At 61.1% G+C, this 17,277-nt stretch carries 13 protein-coding genes and 2 pseudogenes; 10 read left to right on the forward strand and 5 right to left on the reverse strand.

Annotated elements, in window-relative coordinates:
- The 8 genes from KGB20_RS05455 to KGB20_RS05495 form a co-directional block, all read left to right on the forward strand.
- On the forward strand, positions 1-723 hold a 723-nt coding region (locus tag KGB20_RS05455), incomplete at its 5' end, for an ABC transporter permease (protein WP_223532138.1).
- A 26-nt stretch (positions 724-749) separates the two neighbouring features.
- Positions 750-2,327 (forward strand): ABC transporter ATP-binding protein, encoded by a 1,578-nt coding sequence (locus KGB20_RS05460; RefSeq protein ID WP_057714606.1) that lies wholly within the window; start codon positions 750-752, stop codon positions 2,325-2,327.
- 139 nt (positions 2,328-2,466) lie between these two features.
- Positions 2,467-3,882 carry a sigma-54 interaction domain-containing protein gene (locus KGB20_RS05465; RefSeq protein WP_150814069.1) on the forward strand — a complete coding sequence of 472 codons (1,416 nt, stop codon included), beginning with the start codon at positions 2,467-2,469 and terminating at the stop codon, positions 3,880-3,882.
- Positions 3,883-4,168: 286 nt separating this feature from the next.
- A complete protein-coding gene (locus KGB20_RS05470) occupies positions 4,169-5,560 on the forward strand; it encodes a GntP family permease (RefSeq protein ID WP_090455620.1) in 1,392 nt (463 codons plus the stop codon).
- A 7-nt stretch (positions 5,561-5,567) separates the two neighbouring features.
- Positions 5,568-6,341 carry a 3-hydroxybutyrate dehydrogenase gene (locus KGB20_RS05475; RefSeq protein WP_154859795.1) on the forward strand — a complete coding sequence of 258 codons (774 nt, stop codon included), beginning with the start codon at positions 5,568-5,570 and terminating at the stop codon, positions 6,339-6,341.
- A gap of 205 nt (positions 6,342-6,546) precedes the next feature.
- The gene (locus KGB20_RS05480; RefSeq protein ID WP_154859794.1) at positions 6,547-8,502 is read left to right on the forward strand and encodes an acetoacetate--CoA ligase; all 1,956 of its coding nucleotides are present in this window, start codon (positions 6,547-6,549) and stop codon (positions 8,500-8,502) included.
- A 193-nt stretch (positions 8,503-8,695) separates the two neighbouring features.
- Positions 8,696-11,233, forward strand: coding sequence for a PAS domain-containing sensor histidine kinase (locus KGB20_RS05490; protein WP_159390126.1), 2,538 nt, complete (start codon positions 8,696-8,698; stop codon positions 11,231-11,233).
- A 68-nt stretch (positions 11,234-11,301) separates the two neighbouring features.
- Entirely contained in the window at positions 11,302-11,577 is a 276-nt protein-coding gene (locus KGB20_RS05495; RefSeq protein ID WP_007898282.1) for a peptidylprolyl isomerase, read from the forward strand.
- A gap of 178 nt (positions 11,578-11,755) precedes the next feature.
- On the opposite strand, the gene KGB20_RS05500 is transcribed toward KGB20_RS05495, so the two are convergent.
- The 4 genes from KGB20_RS05500 to KGB20_RS05515 all read right to left on the reverse strand — a co-directional run bounded on the left by KGB20_RS05500 (position 11,756) and on the right by KGB20_RS05515 (position 15,402).
- Positions 11,756-12,691, reverse strand: a complete 936-nt coding sequence (locus KGB20_RS05500) for a sugar kinase (RefSeq protein WP_154859792.1) — start codon at positions 12,689-12,691, stop codon at positions 11,756-11,758.
- A gap of 128 nt (positions 12,692-12,819) precedes the next feature.
- Complete coding sequence (locus tag KGB20_RS05505; RefSeq protein ID WP_150814467.1) at positions 12,820-14,037, reverse strand: amino acid deaminase; 1,218 nt, start codon at positions 14,035-14,037, stop codon at positions 12,820-12,822.
- Positions 14,038-14,076: 39 nt separating this feature from the next.
- Positions 14,077-14,841, reverse strand: a complete 765-nt coding sequence (locus tag KGB20_RS05510; protein ID WP_150814471.1) for an IclR family transcriptional regulator — start codon at positions 14,839-14,841, stop codon at positions 14,077-14,079.
- A gap of 171 nt (positions 14,842-15,012) precedes the next feature.
- Entirely contained in the window at positions 15,013-15,402 is a 390-nt protein-coding gene (locus tag KGB20_RS05515) for a RidA family protein (RefSeq protein WP_057714589.1), read from the reverse strand.
- A 294-nt stretch (positions 15,403-15,696) separates the two neighbouring features.
- Here KGB20_RS05515 and KGB20_RS05520 point away from each other — a divergent pair.
- Positions 15,697-15,810 (forward strand): annotated as a pseudogene (locus KGB20_RS05520) (GGDEF domain-containing protein); the annotation flags it as partial.
- A 185-nt stretch (positions 15,811-15,995) separates the two neighbouring features.
- Positions 15,996-16,724, forward strand: a complete 729-nt coding sequence (locus KGB20_RS05525; protein WP_159390127.1) for a hypothetical protein — start codon at positions 15,996-15,998, stop codon at positions 16,722-16,724.
- 86 nt (positions 16,725-16,810) lie between these two features.
- Here KGB20_RS05525 and KGB20_RS05530 read toward each other — a convergent pair.
- Positions 16,811-17,215: pseudogene (locus KGB20_RS05530) on the reverse strand (MerR family transcriptional regulator).
- Between the last annotated feature and the right edge of the window lie 62 nt (positions 17,216-17,277).

A 17,277-nucleotide genomic window follows, 5' to 3' on the forward strand; every position in this document is an offset into this window, starting at 1 on the left:
AAGATCACCCGGGCCAGAACGTCCCGTGCCTGGTCGTCGGTGCCCAGCCCGCCCTCCAGCGTCAATTGGCTGGGCACCGACGACCAGGCACGGGACGTTCTGGCCCGGGTGATCTTCGGTGCCCGGGTGTCGATCCTGTTTGCCTTGATGCTGACCTTTGTCAGTGCCCTGATCGGCATCGCGGCCGGAGCCCTGCAAGGCTATTACGGCGGCTGGGTGGACTTGCTCGGCCAGCGTCTGCTGGAGGTGTGGTCCGGGTTGCCGGTGTTGTACCTGCTGATCATCCTGTCGGGCTTCGTCGAACCGAATTTCTGGTGGCTGCTGGGAATCATGGCGCTGTTTTCATGGCTGGCCCTGGTGGACGTGGTGCGCGCCGAGTTCCTGCGCGGGCGCAACCTGGAATACGTCAAGGCCGCGCGCGCGCTGGGCCTGACCGACCGCAAAGTCATCGTGCGGCACATTCTGCCCAACGCCATGAACGCGACCTTGAGCTACTTGCCGTTCATTCTGACCGGGGCGATTTCCACCCTGACGGCGCTGGACTTCCTCGGCTTCGGCATGCCTGCGGGCAGCGCTTCCCTGGGTGAACTGATCGGTCAGGGCAAGCAAAACCTGCAAGCGCCATGGCTGGGACTGACGGCGTTCTTCACCCTGGCGCTGATTCTTTCTTTACTGGTGTTCATTGGCGAAGCACTGCGCGACGCTTTTGATCCTCGGTCTTGACCCTCGATCTTGATGCGGATGTTGATATGACCAACCTGATCGAAATCCGTGACCTCAGCGTGGCCTTCAGTGGCCAGACCGTGGTGCGCAATCTGTGCCTGGACATCCGCCCCGGCGAATGCCTGGCGCTGGTGGGCGAATCGGGCTCGGGCAAGTCGGTGACGGCCCACTCAATCCTGCAACTGCTGCCGCAAACCGATACCGAGACGACAGGCAGCATCCGCTATCGCGGCCAGGAACTGGTGGGCGCCGATGCCGGCAAGTTGCGCAAACTGCGCGGTAATCGCATCGCGATGATCTTCCAGGAGCCGATGACCTCCCTCAACCCGCTGCACAGCATCGAAAAACAGATTGGTGAAACCTTGCTGGTGCACAAAGGCCTGGCGGGCAAGGCGGCGCAAGCGCGGATCCTCGAATTGTTGCATCTGGTAGGCATCCAGAAACCCGAAGAGCGCCTCAAGGCCTATCCCCACCAATTATCTGGCGGGCAGCGCCAACGGGTGATGATCGCCATGGCCCTGGCGTGTGAACCGGAACTGCTGATTGCCGACGAACCGACCACCGCGCTGGATGTGACGGTGCAGCGCAAAATCCTGCTGCTGCTCAAATCCCTGCAACAGCGGCTGGGCATGTCGCTGCTGCTGATCAGCCATGACCTCAATCTGGTGCGCAGCATCGCCCAGCGCGTGTGCGTGATGAAGGCCGGGGAAATTGTCGAGCAGGCGCCGTGCGAAACCCTGTTCACCGAACCCAGGCACCCTTATAGCTGCATACTGCTGCACGCTGAACCCGAGGGCGAAGCCTTGCCCCGGGACGAGCGCGAAAACGTACTGGAGGTGGACAACCTGCAGGTGCGGTTTCCCGTCGGTGGTGGCCTGTTTCAGCGCAAGACCTGGCTGCGTGCAGTGGATGGCATCAGCCTGAATATCCAACGCGGCAAGACCCTGGGCATCGTCGGCGAGTCCGGTTCGGGAAAGTCCACCCTTGGCCAGGCGATCCTGCGTTTGCTCGACTCCGAAGGCGGTATTCGCTTTCAAGGCCAGGCGCTGGACGGTCTGACGCAAAAACAGCTACGGCCGTGGCGCAAGAAGATGCAGGTGGTGTTCCAGGACCCTTTCGGCAGCCTCAGCCCGCGGATGTCGGTCGCGCAGATCATCAGCGAAGGCCTGGAAGTGCACAGCCAGTTGAGCACTGAAGAGTGCAATGCCGAAGTGATCCGGGCACTGAACGAAGTCGGCCTTGACCCCCAAAGTCGCCATCGCTATCCCCACGAGTTTTCCGGTGGACAGCGACAGCGCATCGCCATCGCCCGGGCGCTGGTGCTGAAGCCGGCGCTGATCCTGCTCGACGAACCGACCTCGGCGCTGGACCGCACGGTGCAAAAACAAGTGGTCGCCCTGCTCCGTCAGCTTCAGGAAAAATACGGATTGACCTATCTGTTCATCAGTCATGACCTGGCAGTGGTGCGCGCCCTGGCCCACGACATGATCGTGATCAAGGACGGAAAAGTGGTGGAGCGCGGCGCCAGCCATGAGGTGTTTGACTCACCGCAGCATCCGTACACCAAGGAGCTATTGGCGGCGGCGATGTTGGGGCAGGCATAATCTGGCCGTTAAACCGCGTTGCGGCCTTCGCGAGCAAGCCCGCTCCCACAGTTGATCGGTGTCGTTCACAGATCCCATGTGGGAGCGGGCTTGCTCGCGAAGGGGCCGCCACAGGCAATAAATCATCAGGATCAAACCCATGAACACCACCGAAAGCCTCAAGGACTACCAGCGCGTTCGCTTGCTGGCGATCCGTTCGCTGTTCGAAATCATCGAACAATCAAGCGAGGGCACGGTGATTGTCGACCGCGATGCCAACATCGTCTGGATGAACGAGCGCTATGCCCGACGCTTCGGCCTGCCATCGGCCGAAGTCGCGATCGGCAAGCCCTGCGAAAGCGTGATCCCCGGCAGCCTGCTGCGTGAGGTGGTGCGCACCGGCCGGCCGATTCTGCTGGATATGCAAGACACCTCCAAAGAACCGCTGGTGGTCATGCGCCTGCCGATTCACGACGATGCCGGCGTAGTCATCGGCGCCATCGGTTTCGCCCTGTTCGACGAGTTGCGCAGCCTGTCGCCGATGCTCAAGCGCTACATGAGCATGCAGGAAGAACTGGCCTCCACCCGCTCGCTGCTGCGGGCGCGGCAGACCAGATACAACTTCGCCCACTTCATCGGCACCAGCGCCGCCAGCCTGGAAGTCAAACGCCGCGCCCGGCGCAGTGCGAGCACCGAATCGCCGGTATTGCTGCTCGGCGAGACCGGTACCGGCAAAGAGTTGCTGGCCCAGGCGATCCACAACGCCTCGCCCCGCGCGCACAAGGCTTTCGTGAGCATCAACAGCGCGGCGATTCCTGAATCGCTGCTGGAAGCCGAATTCTTCGGCACCGCCCCCGGCGCGTTTACCGGTGCCGACCGCAAGGGCCGCGCCGGCAAATTGCAGATCGCCCAGGGCGGCACGCTGTTCCTCGACGAAATCGGCGACATGCCGCTGCCCCTGCAAAGCAAACTGCTGCGTGTGCTGCAGGAAAAGGAATTCGAGCCGGTGGGCTCCAACGAAGTGATCCAGAGCGATGTGCGGGTAATCGCCGCGACCTCTACGGACCTGGAAGCCGCGATCAAGCGCGGCGAATTCCGCGCCGACTTGTACTACCGGCTCAACGTGCTGCCGATCCAGGTTCCGCCCCTGCGTGACCGCCTCGATGACGTGCCGGCGCTCAGTGAGGCCATTCTCGAAGAACTGCGCAGCCAGCATGAATTGCACCACGAGGCCCTGGAACTGCTGGGGCAACACGCCTGGCCGGGGAACATCCGGGAGCTGCGCAATGTGCTGGAGCGGGCCGCGCTGCTCAGTGATGATTTGCGCCTGACGGTGGCGGACATCCGCGGGGCGATCGGTACATTCATACCGGTGGAACGCGTGGCGCCCTTGACCATCGAACCGCTTGCCCACGAGACGTTCAGTGTGGCGCGGGAGCGATTTGACCGGCAATTGATCGAAACCACCCTCGCGCAATGCGGGGGCAAGGTGGTTGATGCGGCGGCGCGACTGGGGCTGGGGCGGTCGACGTTGTACAAGAAAATGGCGGCGCTGGGGATTGCCGAGTCTCAATAGAGAGACAGCAATCTCCATTGATAGACAGATCATCGCGAGCAAGCTCGCTCCCACATTAGACCTTGCTCTACTGAACTACTCCGTCCCCCTGTGGGAGCGAGCTTGCTCGCGATGAGGGCAGCACCATCGCCAAAAGTCTCAAATTAGAGACAAAGCCTTCGAACTCAACCCTCATAAATCAAATATATTCTTATATTTCAACAACTTAACAAGATGGCACAAAACTCGCTATACGCCTCTCCCACCAGGCTTCACCCAACAAAAATAACAACCCAGGAGACACACCATGAGTGTGATCATTGCCTTGGCAGCCCTCGCGCTGCTGATGCTGGCTGCCTACCGTGGCTACAGCGTTATCCTTTTTGCCCCGATTGCCGCCCTCGGCGCTGTCCTGCTGACTGACCCGTCTGCCGTCGCCCCCGCTTTCACCGGGGTGTTCATGGAAAAAATGGTCGGCTTCATCAAGCTGTATTTCCCGGTGTTCCTGCTCGGCGCGGTGTTCGGCAAGCTGATCGAACTGTCCGGTTTCTCGCGCTCCATCGTCGCGGCAGCCATTCGCCTGCTCGGCACCCGCCAGGCGATGCTGGTGATCGTGCTGGTCTGCGCCTTGCTGACCTACGGCGGCGTATCGTTGTTTGTGGTGGTGTTCGCGGTCTATCCGTTTGCCGCTGAAATGTTCCGCCAGAGCAACATCCCCAAGCGACTGATCCCGGCGACCATTGCGCTGGGCGCCTTCTCGTTCACCATGGACGCCCTGCCCGGCACGCCACAAATCCAGAACATCATCCCCAGCACCTTCTTCAACACCACCGCCTGGGCGGCGCCGTGGCTGGGCGTGATCGGCACGATCTTCGTGTTCTGCGCCGGCATGCTGTTTCTCCAGCGCCAGCGCAACAAGGCCCAGCGTACCGGTGAAGGCTATGGTTCGGACCTGCGCAACGAGCCGGAAACCGCCCCCGACCTGAAGCTGCCCAACCCGTGGCTGGCGCTGTCGCCACTGCTGGCGGTGGGCATTATGAACCTGCTGTTCACCCACTGGATTCCGCAGGTGTACGGCAAGACCCACAGCCTCGCGCTGCCGGGCATGGCCACGCCGGTGACCACGGAAATCGCCAAGCTCACGGCGATCTGGGCGGTACAGGCAGCCTTGCTGGTCGGCATCCTCATGGTGCTGGTGTTCGGCTACAAGGCGATCAGCCGAAAGCTGGCCGAAGGCAGTAAAAGTGCGGTCAGCGGTGCCTTGCTGGCGGCGATGAATACGGCCTCGGAATACGGTTTCGGGGCGGTGATCGCGTCCCTGCCGGGTTTCCTGGTTCTGGCCGACTGGCTCAAGAGCATTCCCAACCCGCTGGTCAACGAAGCGATTACCGTGACCCTGCTGGCCGGCATCACCGGTTCCGCCTCCGGCGGCATGAGCATCGCGCTGGCGGCGATGTCCGAGCAGTTCATTAGCGCAGCCCACGCGGCGAACATTCCGCTGGAAGTGCTGCACCGGGTCGCCGCGATGGCCAGCGGCGGCATGGACACCCTGCCGCACAACGGCGCGGTGATTACCCTGCTGGCGGTCACCGGGCTGACCCACCGCGAGGCTTACAAAGATATTTTCTGTATTACGCTGATCAAGACCCTGGCGGTTTTCGTGGTGATCGGCACTTTCTACGCCACTGGCATTGTGTGAGGTATTCATGACGACTCTTTCGGGCAAGACCGCACTGGTCACCGGCTCAACCAGCGGCATCGGCCTGGGGATCGCCCTCAGCCTGGCCAAGGCCGGGGCCAACCTGATCCTCAATGGCTTTGGCGATGCCTCCCAAGTGATCGCCCAGGTGCAACAGTTTGGCGGCAAGGTCGGCCATCACCCGGCCGATGTCAGCGATCCGGCACAAATTGCCGACATGATCGCCTACGCCGAGCGCGAGTTCGGCGGCGTCGACATTCTGGTCAACAACGCTGGCATTCAACACGTGGCAGCGGTGGATGAGTTTCCGGTGGAGCGTTGGGATTCGATCATCGCCATCAACCTGTCGTCGGTGTTCCACAGCACCCGCTTGAGCCTGCCGGGCATGCGCGCCAAGGGCTGGGGCCGGGTGATCAACATTGCCTCGGTGCATGGCCTGGTCGGTTCGGTGGGCAAGGCTGCCTATGTCGCCGCCAAGCATGGGGTGATCGGCTTGACCAAAGTGGTCGCGCTGGAAACCGCAACCACCCAGGTCACCTGCAACGCGATCTGCCCAGGCTGGGTATTGACGCCGCTGGTGCAAAAGCAGATTGATGATCGTGCCGCCAGTGGAGTTGACCCGCAGCAGGCGCAGCACGATTTGCTCGCTGAAAAGCAGCCATCGCTGGAATTCGTGACACCGCCGCAACTGGGTGAACTGGTGCTGTTCCTGTGCAGCGAAGCCGGCAGCCAGGTGCGGGGCGCGGCGTGGAATGTTGATGGTGGGTGGTTGGCACAGTGACTGGCTGATAGACCCTTGTGGCGAGGGGGCTTGCCCCCGTTCGGCTGCGAAGCAGTCGTGAATCAGACAACCTGAATCGTCTGTGAGTTTTTGGGGCGGCTTCGCCACCCAACGGGGGCAAGCCCCCTCGCCACACAAGCCCCCTCGCCACAAAAGCCGGCGCCACATCAGCCTGTGTGAAGGCATAAAAAAGAAGAGGCAAACCATGTCCGACATCCTCTGGCAACCCGACGCCAAACGCATTGGCAAGACCCGCATGGAAGCCTTTCGCCGCTTCATCAATCAGCGACACCACCTCAAGATCGACGACTACCCTGCCCTGCACCAGTGGTCCATCGATCAACGCCCGGACTTCTGGCAGGCCATCGTCGATTTCTTCGACATCCGCTTCCACGATCAGCCCGACGCCGTGCTGCTCGAAGGCCCCCGGATGCCCAGCGCCCAATGGTTCCCCGGTGCAACGCTGAACTTTGCCGAACACCTGCTACAGCGTCGCGACGATGCGATCGCCGTGATAGCCGTCGGCGAAAACGGTCAGCGTGAACATTTGACCTGGGCTGAACTCGCCGAGCAGGTCGCCGGTTTTCAGAATGGCTTGATCGCCGCCGGTGTCGGTGTGGGTGACCGGGTCGCCGCGTGCATGCCCAACACCTGGCAGACACTGGTGGCCATGCTCGCCACCACCAGCCTTGGCGCTATCTGGTCCTGCTCCTCACCTGACTTCGGCACCCAGGGGGTGGTTGACCGTTTCGGTCAGATCGAACCGAAAGTACTGGTGACCTGCGCCGGCTACCGCTATGCCGGCAAGGAGATAGACCAGACCGCCAAGGTCAACGAGATCCTCCAGCGTCTGCCTTCGCTGCAACAGCTGATCGTCGTACCTTACGCCCGGCCACAGGCGCACATCGAAGAATTCCACACCCAGGCCAACGTGACGCTGTGGGACGATTTCTACGAACCCGGCGGCGAGCCGGATTTCGTCCCCGTGCCCTTCGCCCATCCGCTGTACATCCTCTACTCCAGCGGCACCACCGGCGTGCCCAAATGCATCATCCACAGCACCGGCGGCGTGTTGCTGCAACACGTCAAGGAACACGGCCTGCATGGCGATCTAGGCCCCGGTGAACGGCTGTTCTACTACACCACCTGCGGCTGGATGATGTGGAACTGGTTGGTGTCGGCACTGGCCACAGGCAGCTCCGTGGTGCTGTACGATGGCTCACCGTTCCAGCCCGATCCACAACGCTTGATCGACCTGATCGACGACGAACGCATCAGCGTCTTCGGCACCAGTCCCAAATACCTCGCAACCCTGGAAAGCAGCGGTATCAAGCCCCGTGAAAGTCATGACCTGAGCAGCCTCAAGACGTTGCTTTGCACCGGCTCGGCACTGTCGCCGCACAGTTACGACTTCGTCTATCGCGACTTCAAGGCTGACGCGTGCCTGGCTTCGATGTCCGGCGGCACCGACATCGTCTCGTGCTTCGTCAACGGCAACCCGATGTCGCCCGTGCGGCGCGGCGAAATCATGGGCAAGAGCCTGGGCATGGCCGTTGAAGTGTGGAACGACGAAGGCCACCCGGTGATCGGTGAAAAAGGCGAACTGGTCTGCACCCGGCATTTCCCGGCGATGCCCATTGGCCTGTGGAACGATCCTGATGGCGAAAAACTGCGCAAATCCTATTTCAGCCTGTTCCCCGGCGTCTGGGCCCAAGGTGATTACGCCGAGCAACTGCCCCATGGCGGGATGATGATCCACGGTCGCTCCGATGCCGTGCTCAACCCCGGCGGCGTGCGCATCGGCACGGCGGAAATCTATCGCCAGGTGGAGAAAGTCCCCCAGGTGCTCGACTGCGTGGCGATCGGTCAGCAGTGGCAGGATGACGTGCGGGTGGTGCTGTTCGTACGCTTGCGCGACGGGCTCGAACTGGACGAGGCCCTGCAACGGCAGATCCGCCAGGTGATTCGCGCCAATACCACGCCGCGTCATGTGCCGGCGAAGATTGTTGCAGTGACGGACATTCCCCGGACCATCAGCGGCAAGGTCGTTGAGCTGGCGGTGCGCAATGTGGTGCATGGGCAGAAAGTGAAGAACACTGATGCCTTGGCCAATCCCGAGGCGCTGGAGCAGTACCGAAACAGGCCCGAACTCCAGTCTTGAAGCGCCACAAAAACCTGTGGGAGCGGGCTTGCTCGCGAAGGCGGCAGGTCAGCCAACAAAGATGTCGACTGACACGCCCTCTTCGCGAGCAAGCCCGCTCCCACAGTAGCCGCTCAAGCCTTCGAATCAACCTGCGCCTGTCACCTGTGCAAGAATAGACGCCAGCTATAGCGAATTGGCGCAGGACTCCCAGATGAACGCAATACCAACCGCCAGCGATGCCCAGGCCTTGATCGCCCGAATCGACTGGGCGAGCAGCCCGCTGGGCGCTGCCAGCACTTGGCCACAAAGCCTGCGAACCGCCGTGGACATCGTCATTCACTCACCGATGCCGATGCTGCTGTTATGGGGCCCGCAACTGACGCAAATCTACAACGACGGCTTCGCCCTGCTCGCCGGGAACAAGCATCCGCACGCTTTCGGACAACCGACACACCTGATCTGGCCAGAGTTGCAAGACTTCACCGACCCGATCTACAGCGCCGTCCTGCAAGGTCAGGTGCGCACCTACAGCGAGCAGCGCTTTACCCTGCAACGCGGGGACCGGGAGTCTGACTTCTGGCTCGACCTGACCTACAGCCCGATCCGCGACGAAGGTGCCCAGGTGTCCGGGATCCTGGTCACCGCCATCGAAACCAACGAACGCCGGCGCATCGCCCTCGAACTCGAACAGCGCTCGGCGGCCAGCCTCAAGGCCCAGCGTGAAACCGAGGAACGCCTGCAACTGGCCCTCGCCGCCACCGATGCGGTCGGTACCTGGGACTGGGACATCAGCGAGGACCGTTTCATCGCCGATGCGCATTTTGCCCAACTGCATGGCATCGACCCGGCCATGGCCAGTCAATTGCCGATCAGTGAATACCTGCACGGCGTACACCCCGAAGACCGCGCCCTGATCGCCCGCAGCATCAAGCATTGCATCACCCATGGCACCGAATACGCCGAGGAGTATCGCCTGCTGCAAACCGACGGTCAGATGCGCTGGGTATTTGCCCGGGGTCGCTGCTACAAGGATCACCATGGCCGGCCGGTGCGCTTCCTCGGCGCCGCCCTGGACCTGACCGAGCGCAAACACACCGAACAGGCCCTGCGCCAGAGCCAGACCGAGCTGCAACTGATCATCAACGCCATGCCGGTCCTGATCAGCTACGTCGACCGCGAAGAGCGCTTTCGCCTGAACAATGCGGCGTACCTCGACTGGTACGGGCTGACGCCGCAAGAGCTTTACGGGCGAACCATTCTTGAAGTGCTCGGCGAAGAAGCCTATGCGCTGCGCGCTCCGCACATCAAGGAGGCGCTGTCCGGCCGGCCCTGCTGTTTCAGCATCAGCACGCCACACCGCGACGGCAGCATCCGCCAGGCCTTGATGAATTACCTGCCACGCCACGGCGCGGATGGCGCCGTGAACGGTTTCTACATCTTCGTGATCGATGAAACCGAGCGTAAAAAGACCGAAGAAGCCCTGCGTAACCTCAACGAAACCCTTGAAGAACGGGTTGCCGCCCGCACCCGCCAACTGGCCGAAGCCAACGAGCGTCTGCAGAACGAGATGTTCGAGCGCGAACGTGCCGAAGACGCCTTGCGCCATGCGCAGAAAATGGAAGCGGTCGGCCAGCTTACCGGCGGCATCGCCCATGACTTCAACAATATGCTCACCGGCATCATCGGCAGCCTCGACCTGATGCAACGCTACATTGCCGACGGCCGCGCCAGCGAGATCGGTCGATTCACCGAAGCGGCCGTGTCCTCGGCCAACCGCGCCGCCGCCCTCACCCATCGCTTGCTGGCGTTCTCCCGGCGCCAATCACTCAATCGCAAGCCGCTCAACCCCAACGAGCTGATCCACTCTCTGGAAGACTTGTTCAGGCGTACCAAGGGCGACCATATCGAGCTCGACCTGCAACTGGCCGAGGACATCTGGCGGGTCAACACCGATGTCAGCCAGCTGGAAAACGCCCTGCTCAACCTGGTGATCAACGCCCGGGACGCCATGCCCGATGGCGGCGAGCTGCAGATCGAAACGGCCAACGTGTACCTCGACGGGAGTGACATGACGACCCTGGAACCGGTCAAGGCCGGTGACTACGTGATGATTGCCGTCAGCGACAACGGCACCGGCATGACGCCCTCGGTGCTGGCCAAGGCATTCGACCCCTTCTTCACCACCAAGCCCATCGGCCAGGGCACCGGTTTGGGCTTGTCGATGATTTACGGTTTCGCCCAGCAATCGGGGGGCCACGTCAGTCTGTTCAGCCTGCCGGGACGGGGCACCAGCGTGCGTTTGTACCTGCCGCGCCTGCATTCGACCGAGTCGGAAAAAGTTTTGTCGCCCGTCATCGGCGAGGCACCGGCGGCGATTGCCGGCGAAACCGTGATGCTGGTCGAGGACGATGCGGCGGTGCGCATGCTGGTATTGGACCTGCTCAATGAGCTCGGTTACCGCGCCCATGAAGCCGAAGATGCCAAGGGCGCCCTGCCACTGCTGGAGTCGGACCTGCGGGTGGACCTGCTGGTGACCGACGTCGGGTTGCCGGGCATGAACGGCCGCCAACTGGCGGAAATCGCCCGCCAGCATCGTCCCGAACTGAAAGTGCTGTTCATGACCGGTTACGCCGAGATCGCCGCCGAGCGCCAGGGTTTTCTCGAAGAGGGCATGGACATGGTAGCCAAGCCGTTTTCCATCGATCTGCTGGCCAACAAGATTCGCACGATGATCAGTCAACCGGACTGAGTTGAGGCATAATCGCGCGCCCCCCACTGCCGCCCACATAGCCACCACCGTTGCAAGGTAACCGCCACATGAAAGCTCAAGCCCGCCATATTCTGGTGAAAACCTCGGAAGAAGCCGAGCAGCTCAAACAACGCATCGCCAAGGGCGAAGCGTTCGACGTACTGGCCAAGAAGTATTCGACCTGCCCATCGGGCAAGCGCGGCGGCGATCTCGGTGAAGTGCGGCCGGGACAGATGGTCGGCGTAATTGATGCGGTGATCTTCAAGAAACCGCTGCGGGTGGTGCATGGGCCGATCAAGAGCAAGTTCGGGTATCACCTGGTGCAGGTGTTTTACCGGGATTGAGTGGCTGGTCAGGCCCCTGTGGCGAGGGGGCTTGCCCCCGTTCGAGTGCGCAGCACTCGTGAGTTCGCTGCACTCGGCATGTCAGATAAATCCGGTAGACAGGGTTTGGGGCTGCTTCGCAGCCCAACGGGGGCAAGCCCCCTCGCCACAAAGCCCCCCTCGCCCCAGTTAATGCATTTCAATCTCTGGGAATCAGCGCCCCCGGCACCTGAATCACCCGGCTCGCCAACCGATGCCCGGCCTCGGCGGCTTGCGAAGGGCTGCCGCCCTTGAGCCGCGAAGCCAGATACGCCGCGCTGAACGAATCCCCCGCCGCCGTGGTGTCCACCACCCGCTCGACCTTCTGCGCCGGCACTTCGAACGACTCTCCATCACAACGAATCAGGCACGCTTGTGCGCCGCGCTTGAGCACCACTTCCGGCGTACCGATTTGCTCATACGCGGCAAACACCGCGTCAGCATCGGCATAACCAAACAACGCCTGTTCGTCATCCACCGTCAGCAACGCCAGGTCGACATACGCCAGCACACTGCGATATGCCGCCCGGGCGTCCTCGACCGATGCCCAAAGCCGTGGCCGGTAGTTGTTGTCGAACACGATCCGCGCATCGCGCTGGCGGGCTTCGATCAGGGTTTCCAGCAGTTTTTCCCGACCTTGCGCACCGAGTACCGCCAGGGTGATGCCGCTGAAGTACAGCACATCATAATCCGGCAGCGCGGCGAGAATCGGCGCGGCGGCCGGGGTGGTGAAGCAATCGCGGACGGCCGCTTCGTTGCGCCAGTACAGGAAGCGTCGCTCACCGGCAGCGTCAGTCTGGATGCAATACAAACCCGGCAGGCGTCCGGGCAGACGCTGGACCATGGCGAGCCCGATATTTTCCGCCGCCCAACTCTGGCACATCGCGTCGCTGAAACTGTCATCGCCCAGGGCGGTGACGTAGTCCACGGAACCGTCCTCTCCCAGTTCCCGGGACAGGTACACGGCCGTGTTCAATGTGTCGCCGCCGAAGCTCTGTTGCAGGCTGCCATCGGCGCGATGCTGCAACTCGATCATGCACTCGCCGATCAGGGCGATGCGTGGAGTGTCGGGGCCCAAGGTGTTGATGGTGTTCATACGCGGGTTTCTCTTTTTGTCTGGTAGGGCCTCTTCGCGAGCAAGCCCGCTCCCACATTGGATCTTCGGTGTACACACAACCCTGTGGGAGCGGGCTTGCTCGCGAAAGCCGCGCCGCGATTTCAGTCTTAGAAGCAGGTTTCCATGGTCTCGATAACGTTCAGTTGCTCATCCACCAGGCAACCGACACGCCACTTGTCGAACGTCAGGCACGGGTGCGAAGTGCCGAACGAAATGATGTCGCCCACCCGCAGATCAACCCCCGGTGCCACGGTCATGAACGCATGCTGGTCCATCACCGCAGTCACCTTGCAGACGCTCACATCATCGCCTTTGGCCGGCACGACGCCCGCCTTGTAGCGCAGCAATGGCACCGGCAAACCGGCGTCGTAGGCCACGTCGCGCTTGCCCAGGGCAATCACCGCAAACCCCGGCTCCGGCAGCGACTGCACGTGCGCCCACACCTCCAGCGCCGGACGCAGGCCTTCGTGCAGGTCGCTGCGACGGTCGAGTACGCAGCACTGCGCTTCCTTGTAGATGCCATGGTCATGGGCCACGTAACTGCCGGGACGCAGCACGCTGAGGAAACGCCCGGCGGCGTTCTGTGCTTCAAACGACTCGGCAATCAGGTCATACCAGGCCGAACCCGACGCGGTGATGATCGGCTTGGGGATGGCGAAGGCACCGCTGTCCTGCAACTGCACCGCCAGGCGCACCAGTGATGCGGCGAAATCGCGGATACCGGTCACTGCGTGATCGCCATGGATCACCCCTTCGTAGCCTTCGATCCCGGTCAGGGCGAGCGCCGGTTGCGCGGCGATGGCCTTGGCCAGGTCGAGCACTTGCTGCTCGCTGCGGCAACCGCAGCGACCACCGACCACGCCGTATTCGATCATGACGTTCAAACGCACGCCACGGGAAGCGAAATAGGCGCCGAGGTCGGCGACGTTGTCCGGGTGATCGACCATGCAATAGAAGTCGAACGTCGGGTCGGCCAGCAGGTCGGCAATCAGCGCCATGTTCGGCGTACCGACCAACTGGTTGGCCATCAGCACCCGGCGCACACCATGAGCGTAGGCCGCACGGGTTTGGGTGGCGCTGGCCAGGGTGATGCCCCAGGCACCGGCGTCCAGTTGGCGCCGGAACAGCGCCGGGGTCATGCTGGTTTTGCCATGGGGCGCGAGTTCCGCTCCGCTGTCGCTGACGAACGCCTGCATCCAGCGAATGTTGTGTTCCAGTGCCTCGCGGTGCAGTACCAGCGCAGGCAGGCTGACGTCACGCACCAGGTTCGCGCCCTTGGGTGCGGTGCCTTTTTCCACGGCGGCGGTATTGGGGGCAGAAGACATGGTCGAACTCCTCGTTCACGCGGCCGCAGGCAGCCGCTGTTATTCGTTGATGCGACGGGCCAGGCTATTGGCGCTTTCGATCAGCACCCGGCGGTAGTCGTTGTAGTTGTTCTTGGCATCGGCCCGGGGGGCGACGATGCACAGGGTCGCGATGGCCACGCCGTTGGGGTCTTTGACCGGTGCGGCGAAGCAATGGGTAAAGGTGTCGGCGACGCTATCGAAGGAAAAGAAACCATCGATACCGGCCTGACGGATTTCCTTGAGAAATTGCGCAAGTTCCAAGCGTTCGCCGTTGGGCAGGATGAAGTCGTCGTGGTCGATCAGGTCGACGATTGCCTGGTCGCTCAGGTGCGCCAGCAGCAAGCGCCCGGATGCGGTCCAGGGGATGGGCGCGTTTTCACCGATGTCCGAGGAAATGCGGAAATGCCGCTCCCCCTCCTTCATCAGCGCAACGGTGTACTTGCGCCCGTTGAGCAGGCACATCTGCGCCGTTTCACGGGTCTGGCTGACGATTTCCTGCAAGGCGTGATCGGCCTCGCGAGTCAGGTCGAAATGTCGCAGGTGTGCCTGCCCGAGAAAGTACAACTGGCGACCGAGGTAGACATGACCGTCCTTGCCCACCGGCTCCAGGATGCGTCGTTCCAGCAGCGAGGCCACCAGTTCGTAGACCGTGGATTTGGGGCTGCCGATACCGTTGGCGATGTCGTTCGGGCGCAAGGGCTGGCCGATCTCCTTGAGGAAATCGAGGATATCGAACGCCCGGTCCAGCCCGCGTGCCCGGCGCTTGATGGTGTCTTCGGTCATTTCAGTGGTTCCCATTCATGGTCGCCTGGAGTTTACCCAGTGTGCCGCGCTGATCGTCAGGCCGCCTTCGCGGGCAAGCCCGCTCCCACAGGGAATGGTGGTGTGTCTGCAATCTGTGGCAGCACACAAACCTGTGGGAGCGTGGCTTGCCCGCGATGGGCGCGACTCGGTTCAAGCCTTTTTCTTGTACGCAATGCAGTCGATCTCGACCTTGCAGTCGACCATCATGTTCGCCTGCACACAGGCCCGCGCCGGGGCATGTTCTGGCTTGAAGTACTCGGAGAACACCTTGTTGAAGCTCCAGAAATCCCGCGGGTCTTCCAGCCACACGCCGGTACGCACCACGTCTTCGAGGCCATAACCGGCCTCTTCAAGGATAGCGATCAGGTTCTTCATGGTCTGGTGAGTCTGCTCGACGATACCACCGACAATGATCTCGCCATCCAGCGCCGGCACCTGGCCGGACACGTGCAGCCAGCCATCGGCTTCGACAGCGCGGGCGAATGGACGAGGCTGACCGCCGCCGGCGGTGCTGCCGGTGCCGTAACGAGTAATGCTCATGCGTGTTTCTCCTGATTGAAAGTGAAGGTTGAAAGCGCGTGCTTTTGAAAAGTCCTGGAGGTGCCAAGGCGCATTCGTGCTGCCGGCAACCACAATCAGTTTGTCGCGGACCATAGCGCTATCGAGCTTACTGTCCGCCGCCTCATTAATTCCGCTATAGCGGAACTTGGTATATAACAACGGAATAGACGGCAGAAAGTGTGCCACAGGATGCGGAGGGAATGTGAGGCAGATTGAAATTTGTTTTGAATCAAAGGATGCGTAAAACAGAAAAAAAAACGTTACCAAACGCACGGCCTGGCCCGGGTGCTCGACGGTGACACACTGAACCAGACGCTGATCAAGGCCGATGCGGCCTTGTATGAGTCAAAACATACCAGGAAGGATCGCTACACATTTCATCAATAAAGCTATCTATCCCACCTACCGCACCGCGCGTCCTCATCGCTAACCGAGCGATGTGTGCCACCGAAAAAAGATCTGTTTAAACCCGACCAATCTGCTTGCTACTGTCAACTATGACAGTAGACGCTTCTGAGTAGGCAAGGAAATACTGGCGCCGCATCGACTATCGAAACCAAAGGGGATCGAACATGAATACGGCGAGAACTTTATTTTTTTGCGCGACGCTGGGGATGGGTTTAACGGGTTGCAATATTGATCCGGACGCGACTGTTTCCACGGTCAGCGAAGAGTGCAGCAGCCTGGTCAATGGAGAGTACATCGGCCAGAATGGCCCTGAAGTTTGCATTACGACACCGCTTTCAAAAAGTGCCACATCCATCTCGGGCACGATCGTTGGGACCACGGCTACAGGCCCGTTCATGGTAACGGCGAAAACCAGCGATGACGTCATTTTGAAGCAGGTATCCACGCTGTCTAACGGTAACTTCACGATGTCACAATTGAATCTGCAAAGCCTGCCAGGCAAGGGCATTTCATTTTCGGTTGTGGTCACGGGTGTAAGTTCACCACCCACCAAACTGGTAGTCGGCCAGGAGCCACCGTCAAAATGTTCACAAGGAGCTCCGAACTATCCGTTATGTGGCACTTACCCTGGCGCGATCTTTTTTCCAATTAAAACCTCCATTACCACCATTTTCTCTGTTCCACCTGGCGAGTTTTATACGGGGGCTACTTTAATCCCGTATCTCATAGGCTTGAGTACAACCCGCTGGAAACCAGACCGATACATCAGCTTTTCACGAAACGTATCTGCTCCCATAAAGCCGGGAGAGGAGCAAATCGTTTTTGCGACTATCGATAACACTGAGTCTTTTGCCTACCCTGTCACTCAAACTGTTTTGCCCGCTCAACAGTAAAAATCCCGCGAGAAACGTGCTCACAGTCGGGCGCGCGCAGGGCCGGTACACTGATGCGCGATCCCGTTCCCGTGTCCCTGGCTGACCTAGTGCTTGAATGACGTCATCACCCGCTCGGCATTTTCATCGCAGCTCATGCCTTCGGGCCGGGCCTGGAGGGTGTCGATCCAGCCCAGCAACTGCGCCTTGCTATGGGCCAGGTGCCGTTGCATCTCTTCGATCTGCTCGATCTTGCGATACAGGCCGGCCATCAACTCATCGTGCTAGAACGCGCCCGTCACATTATCCGGCAGTAATTGCCTGAGTTCTTCCAGGCTGAAACCGGCCTGTTGTGCGCACTGGATGATTTGCAGGGTCTGCAGCGCCTGTTGCGAGTAACGCCGATAACCGTTGGCAGAACGCTCGACCTGGCGGATCAACCCCTGAGACTCGTAAAAGCGGATCCGCGATGCGGTCAACCCGCTCAACTGCGCCAATTCACCGATCTTCATTGCGGCCTCATTTACCTGCTTGACATTAAAGTTAACTTTAAGCTTAGCCTCTGCTCATCACT

The organism is Pseudomonas sp. BF-R-30 (assembly GCF_019956175.1).
Classification (GTDB): domain Bacteria; phylum Pseudomonadota; class Gammaproteobacteria; order Pseudomonadales; family Pseudomonadaceae; genus Aquipseudomonas; species Aquipseudomonas jessenii.

Bases quoted from the DNA above. Each gene is read 5' to 3' on its own strand.
- KGB20_RS05460 (WP_057714606.1), top strand. From the start codon at position 750: ATGACCAACCTGATCGAAATCCGTGACCTCAGCGTGGCCTTCAGTGGC.
- KGB20_RS05465 (WP_150814069.1), top strand. From the start codon at position 2,467: ATGAACACCACCGAAAGCCTCAAGGACTACCAGCGCGTTCGCTTGCTG.
- KGB20_RS05470 (WP_090455620.1), top strand. From the start codon at position 4,169: ATGAGTGTGATCATTGCCTTGGCAGCCCTCGCGCTGCTGATGCTGGCT.
- KGB20_RS05475 (WP_154859795.1), top strand. From the start codon at position 5,568: ATGACGACTCTTTCGGGCAAGACCGCACTGGTCACCGGCTCAACCAGC.
- KGB20_RS05480 (WP_154859794.1), top strand. From the start codon at position 6,547: ATGTCCGACATCCTCTGGCAACCCGACGCCAAACGCATTGGCAAGACC.
- KGB20_RS05490 (WP_159390126.1), top strand. From the start codon at position 8,696: ATGAACGCAATACCAACCGCCAGCGATGCCCAGGCCTTGATCGCCCGA.
- KGB20_RS05495 (WP_007898282.1), top strand. From the start codon at position 11,302: ATGAAAGCTCAAGCCCGCCATATTCTGGTGAAAACCTCGGAAGAAGCC.
- KGB20_RS05500 (WP_154859792.1), bottom strand. From the start codon at position 12,691: ATGAACACCATCAACACCTTGGGCCCCGACACTCCACGCATCGCCCTG.
- KGB20_RS05505 (WP_150814467.1), bottom strand. From the start codon at position 14,037: ATGTCTTCTGCCCCCAATACCGCCGCCGTGGAAAAAGGCACCGCACCC.
- KGB20_RS05510 (WP_150814471.1), bottom strand. From the start codon at position 14,841: ATGACCGAAGACACCATCAAGCGCCGGGCACGCGGGCTGGACCGGGCG.
- KGB20_RS05515 (WP_057714589.1), bottom strand. From the start codon at position 15,402: ATGAGCATTACTCGTTACGGCACCGGCAGCACCGCCGGCGGCGGTCAG.
- KGB20_RS05525 (WP_159390127.1), top strand. From the start codon at position 15,996: ATGAATACGGCGAGAACTTTATTTTTTTGCGCGACGCTGGGGATGGGT.